The organism is Williamsia sp. (assembly GCF_016462415.1).
Taxonomy (GTDB): domain Bacteria; phylum Actinomycetota; class Actinomycetes; order Mycobacteriales; family Mycobacteriaceae; genus Williamsia_A.
Genome location: NZ_JAEMTF010000030.1, coordinates 26,534 through 41,948, shown reverse-complemented (window position 1 = coordinate 41,948; position 15,415 = coordinate 26,534). Strand labels below are relative to the sequence as shown.

At 61.9% G+C, this 15,415-nt stretch carries 13 protein-coding genes; 7 read left to right on the top strand and 6 right to left on the bottom strand.

The window, feature by feature from the left end:
* Positions 1 to 62 precede the first annotated feature (62 nt).
* From JHC79_RS09825 to JHC79_RS09815, 3 genes are all read right to left on the bottom strand, one after another.
* A complete protein-coding gene (locus JHC79_RS09825) occupies positions 63 to 632 on the bottom strand; it encodes a hypothetical protein (protein ID WP_296390119.1) in 570 nt (189 codons plus the stop codon).
* Positions 629 to 2,446 (bottom strand): alpha/beta hydrolase, encoded by a 1,818-nt coding sequence (locus tag JHC79_RS09820; RefSeq protein ID WP_296390116.1) that lies wholly within the window; start codon positions 2,444 to 2,446, stop codon positions 629 to 631. The genes JHC79_RS09825 and JHC79_RS09820 overlap by 4 nt, the downstream gene beginning before the upstream one ends.
* A gap of 137 nt (positions 2,447 to 2,583) precedes the next feature.
* Positions 2,584 to 3,249 carry a hypothetical protein gene (locus JHC79_RS09815; protein WP_296390113.1) on the bottom strand — a complete coding sequence of 222 codons (666 nt, stop codon included), beginning with the start codon at positions 3,247 to 3,249 and terminating at the stop codon, positions 2,584 to 2,586.
* Positions 3,250 to 3,386: 137 nt separating this feature from the next.
* Here JHC79_RS09815 and JHC79_RS09810 point away from each other — a divergent pair, with 137 nt between their 5' ends.
* On the top strand, positions 3,387 to 4,025 hold the full coding sequence (locus tag JHC79_RS09810; protein WP_296390111.1) for a hypothetical protein: 639 nt from the start codon (positions 3,387 to 3,389) through the stop codon (positions 4,023 to 4,025).
* An 18-nt stretch (positions 4,026 to 4,043) separates the two neighbouring features.
* Positions 4,044 to 4,649 carry a DUF3558 family protein gene (locus JHC79_RS09805; protein ID WP_296390109.1) on the top strand — a complete coding sequence of 202 codons (606 nt, stop codon included), beginning with the start codon at positions 4,044 to 4,046 and terminating at the stop codon, positions 4,647 to 4,649.
* Positions 4,650 to 5,097: 448 nt separating this feature from the next.
* Here the strand turns inward: JHC79_RS09805 and JHC79_RS09800 are convergent, their stop codons facing one another.
* Together JHC79_RS09800 and JHC79_RS09795 are read right to left on the bottom strand one after the other, a co-directional pair.
* On the bottom strand, positions 5,098 to 5,874 hold the full coding sequence (locus JHC79_RS09800; protein WP_296390107.1) for a hypothetical protein: 777 nt from the start codon (positions 5,872 to 5,874) through the stop codon (positions 5,098 to 5,100).
* A 163-nt stretch (positions 5,875 to 6,037) separates the two neighbouring features.
* A complete protein-coding gene (locus tag JHC79_RS09795; protein ID WP_296390105.1) occupies positions 6,038 to 7,306 on the bottom strand; it encodes a hypothetical protein in 1,269 nt (422 codons plus the stop codon).
* A gap of 228 nt (positions 7,307 to 7,534) precedes the next feature.
* Between JHC79_RS09795 and JHC79_RS09790 the strand changes: the two genes are divergently transcribed.
* The 3 genes from JHC79_RS09790 (at position 7,535) to JHC79_RS09780 (ending at position 11,793) form a co-directional block, all read left to right on the top strand.
* Entirely contained in the window at positions 7,535 to 8,029 is a 495-nt protein-coding gene (locus tag JHC79_RS09790) for a hypothetical protein (RefSeq protein ID WP_296390103.1), read from the top strand.
* A gap of 663 nt (positions 8,030 to 8,692) precedes the next feature.
* Positions 8,693 to 10,492: an AAA family ATPase gene (locus JHC79_RS09785; RefSeq protein WP_296390102.1), complete on the top strand. Its 1,800-nt coding sequence runs from the start codon at positions 8,693 to 8,695 to the stop codon at positions 10,490 to 10,492.
* Positions 10,489 to 11,793 (top strand): hypothetical protein, encoded by a 1,305-nt coding sequence (locus JHC79_RS09780; protein WP_296390101.1) that lies wholly within the window; start codon positions 10,489 to 10,491, stop codon positions 11,791 to 11,793. Before JHC79_RS09785 ends, JHC79_RS09780 begins: the two co-directional genes overlap by 4 nt.
* On the opposite strand, the gene JHC79_RS09775 is transcribed toward JHC79_RS09780, so the two are convergent.
* A complete protein-coding gene (locus tag JHC79_RS09775) occupies positions 11,783 to 13,390 on the bottom strand; it encodes a GIY-YIG nuclease family protein (RefSeq protein ID WP_296390098.1) in 1,608 nt (535 codons plus the stop codon). The two genes, JHC79_RS09780 and JHC79_RS09775, sit on opposite strands and share 11 nt — an antisense overlap.
* A gap of 180 nt (positions 13,391 to 13,570) precedes the next feature.
* Here JHC79_RS09775 and JHC79_RS09770 point away from each other — a divergent pair, with 180 nt between their 5' ends.
* Together JHC79_RS09770 and JHC79_RS09765 are read left to right on the top strand one after the other, a co-directional pair.
* Complete coding sequence (locus JHC79_RS09770; protein WP_296390096.1) at positions 13,571 to 14,476, top strand: hypothetical protein; 906 nt, start codon at positions 13,571 to 13,573, stop codon at positions 14,474 to 14,476.
* Between the two features lie 21 nt (positions 14,477 to 14,497).
* The gene (locus JHC79_RS09765) at positions 14,498 to 15,160 is read left to right on the top strand and encodes a uracil-DNA glycosylase (RefSeq protein WP_366782562.1); all 663 of its coding nucleotides are present in this window, start codon (positions 14,498 to 14,500) and stop codon (positions 15,158 to 15,160) included.
* Positions 15,161 to 15,415 lie beyond the last annotated feature (255 nt).

Below are 15,415 nucleotides of genomic sequence, written 5' to 3'. Positions count from 1 at the left end.
GAGTGGCACTCTTCCCACTTCTTGGCGATGGTGTGGACCCGGCCCTTGTCGATGTGCATCGGTCACTCCTTCGGGCGGTCGGGTGTTGTCGATATTTCGGTGGGCAGTGCGGCGAGGGCGTTGAGGGTGAGCTCGGCGTCGTTGTCGAGGATCGTCGACAGGGTTACCGACACCTCGCCGCCCGCAACGGCGACGACAATCCTGTGGCGCCCACCAGTCGCGGCGAATCCTTCTCCCGGTAACGCGTCGTCCGGGATGAACCCCCGAACCAGGAGTCGGTCACCCACGGTCTCGACCCTTGGTTGCTCGACGGACGTGGCAGACGCGACGACTTTTACACGGATACCCGATCCATCGTCGACGTATCGAACACCGACGGTGGCCGGTGGGTGGGGGAGCCATGCGTGCTCCCAGAGATCGCGGAGAAGCTCTGCCAGCGAACGCGTTTGCGACCACGCCGAGCGGACAGCGCGTCCCTGGGGTCGCGGCGCAGGGGCGAATAGTTCGGCCGGCGGGGGACCGCTGTGACGGACGTGAGCGAAGCGGATCCGCGGGTCGTCGCCGAGCGCGTTCTGTGCCTGCCGCAGCAACTTGTCGACGAACGTGGCGTCGGCGTTGGGGTCGGAGTTCATTGTCCCGCAATCCGTGACGCAACCGAGTTGTCCGTCCGGGAGGCGGCTCCCGCGATGACATCCCACAGGCTGCGGCGGTCCTCGTGGGAGATGTCGTCCCCGTTTCCGGAGACGATCCTGCCGAGGTTCTTCAGTGACTCTGTCCCATCTTGGTAGTAGCTGTTGTGGTTTCCGATGACGAGTGTGGAGTCGCCACCCTCGGCCTGGAATCGCTCGGCGCCGTATCGGGTGGTGGCCGGGTCGGAACCGAGGCCACCCAGGCCGAACGAGGCCTCCGAGCTCGGACTACCGAGGTGTCCGACCAGATCGTTGGCGGCGGCGCCGACGTAGACGTTCTTCTCCCCGATGCCGAATTCGCCGGCCGAGGTGACTCCGCCGGTGCCGGGGGAACCGAGGAGGGTCACGGTGTCGACCTGTCCGGCGAGGCGACCGTCGTCACCGGCCCACCCGACGGTGGTCGTCCCGTAGCTGTGACCGATGACGTTGAGGTTCAAATGATCTGAGGCGCCGGCTCCCTGACCCAGGTCCGCCTGGTCGCGTGCGGCGGTGAAGCCGGCGATGTCGGCGGCGAGGAGATTGCCGCCGTCTTTCGCCGCGCCGGCCGCCGACACCGCACCCATGTCGGAGTCACTGGGTGCGTCGTAACCGATCCATGCGACCGAGGCAGCGGAGTTCGATCCGGATACCCGCGCCTGCTCGTAGAGCCGACCTGCTGATTCCACGTTGCCGCCGATGCTCGAGATGTTGGTCGTCATGCCGGGCACGTTCCACGCCACGTCATGCGCGGTGTCGAGGTCACCGACGGAGACGATGGCCTTCCCGTCGCCGCCGAACGCGTCGGAGTCGTAGCCGTACAACTGGATCGGCACCCCGGGATGATCACCCTCGGCCTTGAGCAGGGCGGAGCGGACCTGCTCCGCTTTCTCCAACCGGCGCGTGGCGTCACCGTAGACGTCGGGCTTGTTGGGGATGGACGTCGCCGCAGTCGACTGGGCGATGTCGCGATCGAGGTTCTGCAGGTTCGCCTCGTTGCGCACCGTGGCGGGCAGCCCGTCGCCGTTGCCGAGGTACTCGGGGAACTCCTGCAGCGCAGCCTCTTTCTCGGCGGGATCGAGGGCGTCCCACCACTGCGCACGCTGCGACGGGTTCATCCGCTCGAGGTCCTCGGTGTGGGCGCCGCGGTGGATCTTGTCCAGCCCCGATCGCACGAGGTCGGAGGGGTTGTACCCGCTCGCGGTCAGCGATCGGCCCGACGCCGCAGTTCCCGCCACCGCCCCCAGCGCGGTGACGAAAGAACGTTCGTTGGCCTCGGTCTTGGTCTTCAGGGCGTCGTTGTCGGAGCTGAAGGTCTGCACCTGTCGCTCGAGATCGGCCGAGCGCGACTGGAGGTCGGCCAGGGTGGATTCCGGGATCTCTTTGCCCTCCCACGATCGGACCTCGCCGTCGAACAGCGAGATGGAGCGCGCGAGTTCGTCACGTCGGGAGTCGAGCTGACGGCGAGTCGACTTCAGGGTTTCCAGCTCGTCTGCGTAGGCGCGCATCGCTTTCGCGCCGCGCGAGAGGCCGGTGTACGCCGTCGAGGTCTCCGACGCGAAGGGTGCGATCGCGCCGCGATAGGCGGTCGCACCCTTGCCCGACCAGGTGTTGCCGCCGTCGCCGACACCGGACACCGCGCTACCGGTGGCAAAGTCCTGCTGTCCCTCGACGGCATTAGCCGCGCGCGATGCCCGGGTCGCCATGGCCTCGGCGTCGGCGGGGGATCCCTCCACCCGAGTGGTGGGGGACGGCAGCGCGGGGATGTTTATGGTCGGCATGAGTTGCGAACTCCCCAAATCCGGCACATGAGCATGCCGCGATTCTCGCACGTTCGTTCGGGAGGAGTCGGTGCCGTCGACCGCCGCAGTCTGCGGTGCTCCACAGATCCCGAGGCCTCAACCGGCGTCGACGCCCGTCACTCGAACCATCTGCGAGCACTGAACCCCGTGACCGCTTGTTTGGCGCCCGGGTCGATCCCGTCGACGTCGGCGAAGAAGTAACACGGCGAGGACACTTTGATCGCGATGGGTTGCCGTGTCCCGTTGACGGTCACCGAGAAGACGCCGCTGGTCCCCTCCTGGCCGTCGTCGGCATCCCACTGGATCGGTGTCCCGCGGAAGCGCGCCTGCACCTGTTCGACGGACAGGGGAGGGCTGTTCACGTACACCGTTGCCGAGTACTGCACCCCGTTCAGAGTGGGATGGAACCCGAATTTCTGCTTCGCGGTGCAGTCGGCCCATCGTTCCGTGGACATCTCCCCGTCGATGTCGCTGTCGTTCGCGGGCAGTCGGTCTACATAGTCCAGCGCCATTGCGCGGCCCTTGTCGCGGACTGACGTTGCCTGCTCGGCGGTGATCGGCTCATTCGACGACACCTCGTCGTCGGTGTTGGGCAGCGGTCGAGGCTTATCGGAGCTGCAGGCCGCGGCCATCGTCAGCGACGTCAACACCACCGCCATCATCGCGCCCGTGCGAACGCGACTGATCGCGCGCCGCGCGACTGTGTGTCTGGCATCGGCGACGTCGTCGAGCGAGTCGATCGTCGGTTCGACGTCGATGACGCGACCCCGGCAGGTGAGCATGCCGCGATTCTCGCACGGCCGTTCTCCGACGAGGGCAGCGTCAACCCGCTGAGTCGGTAACGTCGATTGCGAAGCTGTCGACGGACGTCGGCATGTCGCGGCCCACGTGGCCGTCGGTGTCTACAGAGGAGAACGCGATGACGCGGCGTCGGGCAAAGTTCGCGTTGATCGCTGTGGCAGTTGTCGCTATCGCCATTGCCGCCGCCGTGGTCTGGGTGCGCAGCGACGAGCGCACTTCCGGCGCTCAAGGCCCGTTCCTCACCGCCGAGGACTTCCCGGCTGGGTATAAAGTGACGCGGTTACCGAACACTGCGCCGTCGGGCATCGGGGGAACGACGACACCCACCGAATGCGGGGCGATCGTCGCCGAGCAGGCGGGACGGCAGCTGCGCTCGGCCACCGTGGGTGTCCTCGCCACGAAGGATGGCGCGCCCACGTTCGCCCAGTCGGTCATCACCGGTGGCGAATCAGTCTCCGACACAGACGCCGTCGTGCGCCGCTGTTCGTCGTACCGACAGCAGACGGATACCGAGTCTCTTGAATCGATCTCGTCGATCGTGAGCACGCCGGCCGGATGTCCGGGCGATGTGGTGGTGGTTCGCGCAACGACCCGGCTGAGTGCCGCAGCAGAGCAATCGGATTCAACGTCGGTGAGCGCTTATGTGCAGGGCAGCAATGCGGTTGGCGTGCTCACAGTCTCACTCGATCGGCCTGAGGAGCCGATACCTGACGAATTCTGCCGATTGGCGTCAGTTGTCGCAGACGGTCTCGAGTAGCGGATCGAATCGATGTCGATGAGCAACGAAGGGGTTGACGCAATGGAAAGCGCCATCAAGCGTGTGAGCAGGGGTTCACTCACCGGACTCGCGGTAGTTCTGTGTCTCGGGCTGACAGCATGCGGGAGCGACGACAAGGGTTCGCCGACGCCGTCGAGCGCCACCACCACGGCGACGCGGCCTGCGACCCCGGTGTCTCCGACCACGCTGACCGGCGAAGAGATGTGCGGGTTGTTGAGCACGGCTGATGTCGCACCGCTGGTCTATTCAAGGACCAGCGGAAAGCCGGAGGCGGCGAATACGAATGGTCTTGCGGGGTGCCGGTGGCCTGTTTCGGGCGCTCGAAATGACTTCAGCGTTTTCTTGGACAAGGAGTCCGGCGGGAGCAAACGCGAGGACAATGCCGAGTTCGCCGACGTGTCTTTCGATGTGAACGGGTCGAAGATGTATCGGACGACGAGTGGCGCGTCAGTGTGCGACGCGGTGGTCTTCGGCCCCAAGGTGCCCGCGACCTACTTCCTCGACATCAGCTACGAGGCCGACAAGTCGAAACTCGGTGGGCAAGATCCTTGCAAGCCGACGCTTCCGGTCGTCTCGAAGGTTCTCACCAAACTCGGCTGGTGACGATTCGGGTCTGTTGCTGACAAATCTGATTACTCCGCGCAGGGCGTGTCTCATGACCGTGCGAGCCAGGTGATGATGGCGCGCAGGACGACGCCGCCATGGAGTTGAGGTTTTGTTCGTGTATCGGGTGCCATTGTTCTATCGGTGGAAGCTGTGTTCAACGGCGTTGCGGCCCTTGTAGTCCTACGCATCGAACCGTGCCGGGCACCCGCCGGCGCTGCCGACCGAGTCGACTGCCGTGGTTTAGGTTTCGGTGCTGGATGACGATGTGCAGATCGTGACCACTTTTGCGGTCGAACTTTCGACGGTGCAGTGGGTCCGGGATCGTCCTAAAGAACCGACGAAATATCGCTACAACTACAGTCCGGACTCCACACAGCCCGGTAGCTGTTTCGGCGGAACTACCAAGGAAACTAAAGCCAGCACCGTAAAAGTATGCCCTGCTGCATCATTCGGTGACCGGCGCGAGCGTCAGGGACTCGGTGATTGGTGTCAACGTGTCCAGGTACACCGCGGCGAGCATCTCCGACATCGTGCCGGCTTCGCGGACGCTGTCACTCTGTCGGCGGTCGAGGTCGTCATCGATGAGCAGCTCGAGATCGTCGATGCTGTTCGCGCGCTCCATCCAGTCGTACTTGTTCTTGCGACGCTGGATGCCCGCGACGATGTCGCAATAGCGGTCGAGCGACTGCAGACGTTCCAGTGCTGCGTCCATGCCACGGTCGAGTACGCGTGCCTTCTCGATGTAGGCGGCGACCACCTCATCATCGGAACGCAGATGCCCCTTCGGTGCTGGTCCGAGCACGTCGGTCTTGTCGCGCAGATTCAGCGCTCGTTGTGTCAGCGAAGTGACCTCGGAGATTAGATCGACGCGGACGCCGTGGTCGTCGAAGAAACGGTCCTGCCACACGGGGTAGGTGTGGATCCGCGCTGCGAGTACGCCGGACAGCCAGGAAATCTGACCCGCGGGGTCCGCTTTCATGGCGTCGCGGTCTGACTGCTCATCTCCTGACAGCGTGTAGGTGCGGTTCATCCGAGCGGCTATCGATTCCGCTGTGTCCGGGGTGTCATCGAGTTCGCCGTCGTAGAACGGCACCCAACTCCACGCGCGACCGCGATTGCGGTCCGTGAAGTCCTGACCCCGCCACAGGTCCAGGGCCAGCGCCTGATGTGAGTGCACGACATCATCGGCCAGGCGGTCGTCGGTTTTGATCGAGACACGCACCGATTCGCGTATCGCTACGCATGCCAGGGCTCGAGCGGCTCGCCGCTCGGTCAGCTCTTCGGAGGCCTGCTGAAGCGGGGAGGGAGGCTGCGCTGTGAACGGCGATTCCTTGACTCTCCGGCGTCGACCACGCCCGATCACCACACCTGACCCCCGGACTGCACTAGTTTGACGATGAATTGCCGGCGTCGGAGCGCGGAATCTCGGCGGACTGTTTCTCCGGCTTCTCGGAACCGGAGCGACTGATCATGTTGGCAAGGGATCGCAGACCGCCCGCCGCGACGGTTGCGCCGGCACCAACTGCTCGTCCCGCTATCTCGCCGAGCTCGTCAAGCGCCTCACCGACCCCGGGTGTGCGATTCTGCTCCCACTCGAGCATCTGGCTACCGCGGGTCTTTCGAAAATCTTCGAGCTCGGCTTGTAGTGTCTTTGTGCCGGTAGTCAGCGGGTCGACATCCCAGAAGCGGGCAATCTCAAGCGGCTTGACCTTGTCAAACCCATTGAGTCGCGAGTGCAGCTGCGACCACAGTTCGGCGTCGAGCCGCGCCTGCCTCGTCAATATCGCGCGCACCGAATGGTGGACCACCTCGCGGTTTTTCGGTTCGCTGTCCATTACGCGGCGTAGCCGTAGATGCTGCCAGTAGTAGTAGGTCTGTTGGGCGACGACTAGCAGTTGAAGAGATTCGCCGAGCCTGTTGGTCGTGACCACCGCGTCCACTTGAGCTGCGCGATCCTTGAGCGGCGCGTTCGGGTCCAGCTTGGAGACGGTGGCGGTCAGGTACGAACGAAGCTTCTCAAGTCCCCGCTCCAGTTCTGGCCCCAGGGACGCAACAGATTCCCAGTCCGATGTCGGCAAGGTGTTGTTGTTACGTACCTCAGAGGCCAGACGCTTGAGATAACTGTGGTTACCGACCACGTCGCCGATCACCTGGGCTTTCGCCAACGCAAGCAGGTCGTCGACCTTACCGTCGACTTTCGCGATCGCCTTCTGGACATCAGCAAGCGCGGTGGTGAGAGCCATCTGAATGGCGATCATTTGAATGGATGCGAGACGGGCGGGGCTACCCACCACGGGTTTCCAGACCATCTGGCCGCTAAATTTGTTCCCCGCTCCAACGGTAGTCATGCGGAAGTAACCCCCGCCGGCAGGAACCAACTTTCCGGCGCGCGCCAGGTCCATGCTTTGCTTCGAAACCTTCACGTACCGCCCATGTTGGGCGGCTGCGTTGGCTACTCCCGCCGCTACGCCAGCCACCATTCCCATGTCGCTCCTCGAAACCGCGGAGTTCGACACCTCGTTTTTGGTCACTTGCCGGAGCCGAGCGATGTAGCCATCAATCATCTCCGGAGTCCCGACGACCAGGAGCCCATCGTCTTCAACATCGATCGACAGCTCGGTGGAAGCGTCTGACTGCTCTGGCAAATTGTCCATGTTGCGATGATTGCAGATAGCTCGGACATGCGTGCAGCAGCTCGCAAAGACGAGCGGCCGCAGTGCCCGTGAGCTACGCACAGCGAGACAAGTGGTCGGACGATGGGCCAGGACGCTCAGGAAACTTGAACGGGCCGTCTGTCCTGTACTAGCTCGTTCCTCGTCCCTGCGCTCGCAGTCTGATGTCGGCATCCACACTCAACTACCTGGCCTAGGCATACTTGTCTGATGTCAGCAGACGATCAGACCATCTGGCCGACCAGGATCACGAAGGATCAACGGCTTTACGTGTGTCGGCCACACGGCCGTGACTGGCGGGAAGCCCTGATGAACTACCACCAAGTAGAACAGGGCGGCGCTCCGGCGAAGCTCTGGGAGGTCATTGGCGGCGAACCGTGGCGCGCCAATGACATGCTCATCACGTACATGCAGACCAGCCCGATGATGATCGTCCACCTAGACGTTTTGTCGACGGCGTCCACGGCGAAGGGCGGAATCGACTACGACGGGCTGTGTCACTTCGTCCATGGTGTGTCGCTTGACCTGGTCAATCAGCGATTGGGCTTCGAGCTTCAGACGGTTGACCTGTACTGGGAAGCTCCCGAAGCTAGAAGGATCGTGAAGGCTCTGAAACAAGAGTACGAGTTGGGCAGCACTTTGTTCGGCGACAATCGCGTCGCCGAAGCGCTGAAGATCCACTCAGCGCAGCAATCCGACTCGTAACATGACGCCATCTCCGCAAGACGTAGACAAGCTGATCGCCCATGTTGGAGTGCTCGGCGTAATACCGAACGAAGCCGAGCGCAAATCGGACCATGTGGGCGCGTTCATCACCGACGCTTCGCTGCAGCCTCGGACTGTCTACAGGACGACGGTATGGCCACGAGCCAATCTGGTGCAGAGGGAATGGCCTGGCGCTGCGACTCAGAGCGGCTTTATAAATCGGTTGGAGACGGAGCTCGACGAGCATCTCGACCTTGCCTAGTCCCGCATCGCAGAGGTCGGCAGCGTACACCGGGAGGGGCCGGCGCCACGATTGCTGCTCGGCCTCCGCCGGCATGCACCCCCGCTGGTGGAGCATCTGTTCTAGGAGCTGTTCGACGAGTGAGTCGGGATCAGCAATCGCCACACGGTCGGCGGTGGTCCGCAGCAAAGTCACGTAGATGTCCCCAAGGCAGCACGAAAGGATTCGTGCGGTGGGGGACATGTCCGTAGGGAAGTCCGTCAAGCCGCGAGTCGAGGCTAGCTCAACTGGGCGAGATTTCGAATCGCATACGTGTGTGTCGCTCGCGAACAGTAGCGTGGCGAAGAAGACACGTCGGTTCAACGAAAGAGGCGAGGACAATCGCTCGATATCCGCTCACCCGTGGCCAGATCGACTCAACGATGCAGCGGGTTTGCGCCGAGTGTCTGGTCGATGACGGCTCACTGTTGCACCCTGGGCAACAGGTCTGGACTGAGGGCAACGTCGCCGATCTCTACGACAAGTTCATCAAAAACGCATTTGTCGGAAGTGAGGGCGGGGGTACCTTCGACAGCAAATGGCGCCGACAACTTGATGGCACGTCAGACGGTGTGCGCAGACTTGCAGCCGAGATCATGTTGGTGCACTTCCTGTTCCCATCATCTGTCTCGTTTGGCCACAAGAAGAGGCTCATCGCCGAGACGTTGCAACTTGATTCGCTCGATGACCTCGAGAAGTCAGAGTCTATTGCGGCTCTGAAGACGGCCATCGGAAACCCTGGCATCGGATTCAATACGCGTCGCGACCTTCAAATCGGATTCGTCATCGAGTTTGTTCGGCTAGTGAAGGCGCTCGACCCGTTAGAGCGCGCGAAGGTCCTCGCCGATCCGTGGCTAACTCGTGATCTTGCCGAACAGGTTCCGCAGGAGAACCAGCGAGAGATGATGCACATCCTCTTGCACCTGCTGCACCCGGACAGTTTCGAGCGGATAGCGTCACTCTCCCATAAGCGCCAGATAGCCAAGGCTTTCGCGAATGTTGATGAATCGCCCGTAGGGACCGACGCGGATTCGCCGGTCGATCAAGAGCTCTGGCGAATTAGGTCCAGCCTCGAGGGCCTGATGCCGGACGGCAACGCGCCGGACGGCAAGGTTGATTTTTACTACCCGCCGCTCAGTTCGGTGTGGAGCAGCCGGGCCGCCGACTCGGTCGACGGTGTAACGGATTTGGAATCTCTGGCCTGGAAGAAGCAGATCATCCTTTACGGGCCGCCTGGGACCGGCAAGACCTACTCCGCGCGTCAGCTCGCGACAGAGCTGATTTCGAACGCAGCCTTGACTTCGTGGGGTATCGGCCGCTTCTTACAGAACGAAAAGGTCTTGAAGGCGGCGCTGAAGAAGAACTTTCGCACGCTGCAGCTTCACCCCGGTTACGGTTACGCGGACTTCATTCGCGGGGCTCAGCTGATCAACAACGAAACTCGATTTGAGCCCGGCTTCCTGATCGAGGTACTCAAGGACCATAACTCGCAGCAACTCCACGCCGCTGATGGAAGCGAACTCCCCTCGCTACCAACCGTTCTGCTGCTGGACGAGATCAATCGTACGGATCTGTCTGCCATGCTCGGCGAAGCCTTCTCTCTCTTCGAACGCGACAAACGGGGACACGCGATAGTGCTACCTGGCGTGAACCACGGCGAGAAGGCCGCGGAGCTGACTCTCCCGAAAGATCTGTACATCGTCGGCACTATGAATGAGATAGATCAGTCCGTGGAGACGCTCGACTTCGCACTACGCCGACGATTCCTGTGGAAGCGGTGTCCTTTCGATCGAAATGCGCTGATTGAGATCGTTGAATCCAGATGGACGCACGAGATCCCATCGAGATTCGCGATTGAGTTGGCGTTGCCGCAGATCGAGCGGTTCGCGGATGCGGCCGCAGCCCTGAACTCCGAGATCTCGCGGATCGACGACCTCGGCGACATGTACGAGGTGGGGCACAGCTACTTTGCGGACATCGTCTTCTTCATCGCGCAGTGGTTGGAGGGACGGTCCAAAAGCATGGTCGCTAGCGCAATTTGGATGAAGAACGGTCTACCGCGCGCGCCGTTGCAGGACCTCTGGTCGCGGTCGCTCGAGCCGCTCTTGGCGCAGTACCTAGCGTCTGTCGACAACCGACAGCAGCTGCTCGCTTCCCTGTGGAAGGCATTCTCGTCCTCATGACGTCCGAGATCGTCTTTCGTGACTTGTCGAGGCTCGTCGAGCCAGCCGCTTTGACGATCGACGACGATCGGTGGTTGGCCAGCCTGGCGGCGGAGGCGGACACCGCCGCGCTTTCCGTGCCGCTCCACGGGGCCGCGCCGCGCGCCTCGCAATGGAATGAACCGCCCGAGCCCCTGCTTACTCGCCAACTCGACGGGAGTTGGCGTGCGGGCCGCTTCATCGGCGAGATCCGCCGCGGTGACAGGGTTCTCCGGATCGAACCGCGGCTGGGTCTCGCGACCATCGCTAAATGGGCCAACGCGGCTCTGAACGTTCGCATATTTGAAACTTCCGCATCAAAGTCAGGAATGGGATTCGTCCTTGCGGAACTGCAAGGGGCGATGTGGAAGCGATCATTGCTACGTGCTTCTCGCCACGGACCCCTCGGGGTCCGGCGCCCAACGTTGCACGTAGGCACGACGGTTCGCGGCCGACTCGATATTGGCCGCAGCGTCCAGCAGCTTGCACGAGGCAACCGGCAACTCGTGTCTGTCTCGGCGCCGAAGTCCTACGACAACCCAGCCACTGCAGCCATCTACCTTGCGTCGCGTGTCTTGGACCGTGACATCTCGCGGCCAGACTGGAAGGGAAGCGAGGTGGAGACGGTGCTCGCGCACATTCGTATGAGTATTGGGCCACATCCTCGACTCCCTCGAAGGCGGGAGCTCGATCGCGTCCGATACTCCCCAATCACGCAGTCCTACAAGGGTGTGGCAGAGCTATCGTGGCGAATTGCAAAGAACCGAACGCTCGGTTCATCGGCCAGGTCAGACGATGTCGACGGAGTCTTGCTCGACGTAGCTGAGCTCTGGGAACTGTTCCTCGTCCGCTGCATGCAGAAAGCAGCAGGCTCACGATTCGAGGTCGTTCACGGCACTCTCGCAGGGGCGACGCCGCTACTCCGCTCGACTGTTGACCCGGCGCGTCAGATGGGGAGTCTCTACCCGGACATCGTCGTGTCGGATGAGCTAGGGCCGCGGCTTATTGTGGATGCCAAGTACAAACGTCTAGATGCCTCATCTTGGGTTGTGCGCGAGGACCTCTATCAGCTGACGAGCTATCTTTTGGCCCACGCGGGCGGGCGAGACCTCCGCGGCGCGCTCGCCTACCCGGAGGGTGAATCAGCAGAGTCAGTGGCAGAACAGTATGGGCCGTGGTCGTATTCAGCTACCGGGACGCCGAGCCTCGAGTCAGAGTTTCTGCGACTCCCAACTGATGCAGATGGCTGCGTCGAAGCAATGGCGGCGTTGCTCAAGAAGTGACGGCCGAGTCGCCAAAGCGTGCCGCCCAGAATCGCTGGTTCCGCCAGAAGTCGAGATCCTGAACTGCGTTGTCATCGAGAACGAAGTCGAACAGTAGGTCATGCCAGGGGTGTAGCCCGCGTGGGACAGCCCAGACGGTGTCCTGGCTCGTGAACAGGTACCACCTCCGAGTGGGACGAGCGATAGGCTCCCAGTCAACGGACACGGATACGCCGTTGCCGGGGTTGTCGGTGATCGTCCCGCGCAACAAGAACTCCATCGTCGACACGTTGTATCCGCGATGGCCGAACGGTGCATCGCCCTTGACGTTGTATCGCCTCCTTACCGCGATGCGCTCACCCACGCGCATGTCCTGAACCTTCATCTCCCACTTGGGGTTGCGTGTGGTACGCCATTCGCTTCTGGCGATGAAATCGTCAACTTGATCGAGACCACTCCTCTTGGTCCCGGTGTTGACCAGCCAGAGAATCGGAACATCGTCGGGGACGTTCTCGTTGAAAGTGGTGAACGTCGCGGCCCCCGCGGGAAGTTCCTCAGTGACCTCGGTCTCGATGGCGTTATCGACGACCTCCGGCTCGGCGGAAACGGCAACGTCAAGCGCCTCTCGGCTCGATTCGGGGTACACGCGCTCGACCAGTTGAGGGCAGTGATACCGCGTATAGGTGCACGGATGTTTCCGCATCACCTCCTGAACGAGCTGCGCGCCGGCGGAAAGTACCTGGGCGTCTGCCAGCAGAGCGGACAGCGACTCCGGGTCGTTGGCTAAGAGATTTAGAGTATCTGCGCCCGCATCCTGATATCTCGACTGCTTGACCACCACTCGTGGATGCGCGCGACGGAAGTTCTGCAGAGATCCATACGATTTCACGAGGAGTGACTTCCGGACGACCACGAAACCACCGAATGAATCGCCGAAGCGTTGGACGGCGAACGTCTCCATCATTCCGACGCAGACACAGAAAGCTCGCTTACCGCTGTAGCTCCCCGTGCTCACGCTCCACCCATGAAACTCCGTCTGTCTGGGAACCGGGACGCACGATTCGAGGTAACCCCGAAGCAGTGCAGTCAGCTGCGGTTCGTTGGCCGCAGCGAGGTAGTTGCTCGCAGCGGTTGAGTACTTCACCGCTTGCCCGTTCTCCATCGGCTTAAGGCCACTCTGGTCGTCCGCGTTGAACTTCGCAGGATCGGCCAGCCAACGGTCTTGGTCCTCGACGGAGAGAAGTTCCTCGAGCTCGTTCAGACCCCAGGCGATGCCGGCGTGAGCAATATTCCTGCACCGGTCAGGGGTGAGCTTGTTGATTCCGTGAATCAGCGACCTCTCGTACGCTCGAAGCTGTTGCTTCGAGAGTGTTCGACGCAGGAATCGCACGTCGCTAATCTCCCTGCCCCACTTGAGGTTGTGGCCACCCATCCGCGACCTCAGGTTGACCGATTCACCCACGTAGTAGGTGTCGTCCCCGAACGTCAACAAGTAGAACCCTGCTTGCTTCGCGGCTGGATCCCCACCGACAGGTGTCTTAATGCCGGCAAATGACTTTGCTGGCGAAAACCCTTCCCGGTCGGCCCAGCGATCAACGTCGTTCCGTAGTTTGCTCACGATGACGATGTTAGAGAAGTGGTCGGACAGCCGTGCAGCTATCCGTGCGGCACTAGGACCAAGACCAGCAAAGCGCCACGCCCGCCGCAGTGCTCCTGGGTAGATTTGGTGACGTACGAATATGCCGCATCGGAGGTTAGAGTGCCCCTGACAGTCAAAACGTGGACCAGGCTCGATGCGATGGAGCGTAACCCTCCCAGGAACGAGGGTCCGCTTCGATCGAACTTTGGTTCGCGAAGTTTCGACGAGCTGGTCAAGCTGGGGCACTTCAAGCAGTCCGGCGGACGTTACGAGCGCACGCTCGCATCCGTAAACGCGTTCAAGTTGTTTGCGCTGCTTCCACCGGATGGGCGAGCACTGAGCAACTCTGCGGCCGAGAAAGCTTCTGGGCTGTCGCCAACCGGGTACTCCCGAGCAAAAGCGCTGCTACTCAAGAGCGGCGAGATTGTGCGTGCGCCAGGGCGCGGAGGATCGATCAAAAGAGCCGCCGCGGTCGATATCGGGCAACGCCATGGGATCGTCGACAAGGAGTCGGACCTCTATGAGCCCTTTCGGCTCTTGCTCGAGGACAACGAGCAGCAGCCGGGGGAACAGTTCAGCTACAACCGTGTCGTCGCTCACGGCAAGGGGCAAATACGCGCGACAGGTCAGTGGTCGAAGCCGGACGTGGCGTCCGTCGTGGTGACCGATCTCGAATTCATGCCGGGTGTCGACATCACCGTCCGAAGCTATGAACTCAAACGATTTCGAGACGCGCAGAACCTGGCGGGCGTGTACGAAGCGTCTGCCCACCAGCGTGCCGCGCATTACTCTTTTCTCGTCATTGAGTACCCGATCGATGAGGACGAGACGCCGCCGAAGGCGGTGTTCGGAGAGTGTCAAAGGCTCGGAGTTGGTCTGATTTGCATGTGGGCCGGTGAGATCACGGAATGGCTCCCACCCGAACGCAACTCGCCTGACCCTCAGGCGCTCAACCACTTTGTGGGTGAGCTACTTGAACAGTCGCTGGTCGACGAGTACAGAAGGGCCATCGGAAAGGCGAAATCGGTCCTGACGGTCGACGACGTGCTCCCCGAGGAAACTTGAGGTTCTTAGACAGAAGTCGCAGTGACCAGCACTGCGAACATGGAAGAGGAAGAGGCAATCAAGGTGGCCCAGTTGGGACGCAATCACGATCTCGGGTTCGTCGCCGACAAAATGCGCCGTATCCGCGAGCCGCACGTCGCGCCGATCAATGCTCTGGCAGATGAGATCGCAGACACCTACGGACTACCCCGTGGGCACGTGCCCTACGTCGATCCAGCCCAGGGTGGAACCAACGCGCGAGTCCTGGTGCTTCTCGACAACCCGAGCACGAAGGCCGAGGCGGGCACAGGAAGCGGGCTACTCAGTCTCGACAACAACGATGCAACAGCTAAGAACTGCCGGTTGGCTTACAAGCAGTTCGGGGTTGATTGGAAACATGTCGTGCACTGGAACGTCTGTCCCTTCCCGACTGCCAATCAGAGCAACGGGTCGTCAATGGCCTCAGAGCGGCAGCGCGGTGCGGAATGGACAAGAGCGATCTTCGCGTTGTGTCCACGCGTCGACTATGTGTTGCTTCTCGGTCGGGCGGCCGAGGATGGCTGGCGCAGGGCAGCTATCGACTCGAACAATCTGAAGGTGACCGAGGATGTTCCACATTGCAGTCGACGTGGACTTAGTACATCAGACAGCAGGTCCCGTTTCGAGAATGCGATTCGTGATTTGGCCGCTCATCTGAAGGCGTAGACATGGACAGGGGAGCGCTACGGCTTCGGTCGACATAGTTCGACAACATCCCTGGTGGCGCCTCTTGTTCCGAACACATTGTTAGACGTGGAGGGTTGTGCGGCTTCACTTTGGCCCGCCACGTGGCCGCTTAATCACCACGCGCGCCTCAGGCTTGGCAATCTCGACCTGTCTGGGCGCCATGAGGGGCCACCCCAGAAGCCGCGGGAGACAAGCCGGGGCCGTATTTCGTGGGGTCTCCCGGGTCCGGCCTTC

What these genes read in the sequence shown, in the direction of transcription:
- JHC79_RS09825 (WP_296390119.1), bottom strand. Translation starts at nt 632, where the DNA reads ATGAACTCCGACCCCAACGCCGACGCCACGTTCGTCGACAAGTTGCTG.
- JHC79_RS09820 (WP_296390116.1), bottom strand. Translation starts at nt 2,446, where the DNA reads ATGCCGACCATAAACATCCCCGCGCTGCCGTCCCCCACCACTCGGGTG.
- JHC79_RS09815 (WP_296390113.1), bottom strand. Translation starts at nt 3,249, where the DNA reads ATGCTCACCTGCCGGGGTCGCGTCATCGACGTCGAACCGACGATCGAC.
- JHC79_RS09810 (WP_296390111.1), top strand. Translation starts at nt 3,387, where the DNA reads ATGACGCGGCGTCGGGCAAAGTTCGCGTTGATCGCTGTGGCAGTTGTC.
- JHC79_RS09805 (WP_296390109.1), top strand. Translation starts at nt 4,044, where the DNA reads ATGAGCAACGAAGGGGTTGACGCAATGGAAAGCGCCATCAAGCGTGTG.
- JHC79_RS09795 (WP_296390105.1), bottom strand. Translation starts at nt 7,306, where the DNA reads ATGGACAATTTGCCAGAGCAGTCAGACGCTTCCACCGAGCTGTCGATC.
- JHC79_RS09790 (WP_296390103.1), top strand. Translation starts at nt 7,535, where the DNA reads ATGTCAGCAGACGATCAGACCATCTGGCCGACCAGGATCACGAAGGAT.
- JHC79_RS09785 (WP_296390102.1), top strand. Translation starts at nt 8,693, where the DNA reads ATGCAGCGGGTTTGCGCCGAGTGTCTGGTCGATGACGGCTCACTGTTG.
- JHC79_RS09780 (WP_296390101.1), top strand. Translation starts at nt 10,489, where the DNA reads ATGACGTCCGAGATCGTCTTTCGTGACTTGTCGAGGCTCGTCGAGCCA.
- JHC79_RS09770 (WP_296390096.1), top strand. Translation starts at nt 13,571, where the DNA reads ATGGAGCGTAACCCTCCCAGGAACGAGGGTCCGCTTCGATCGAACTTT.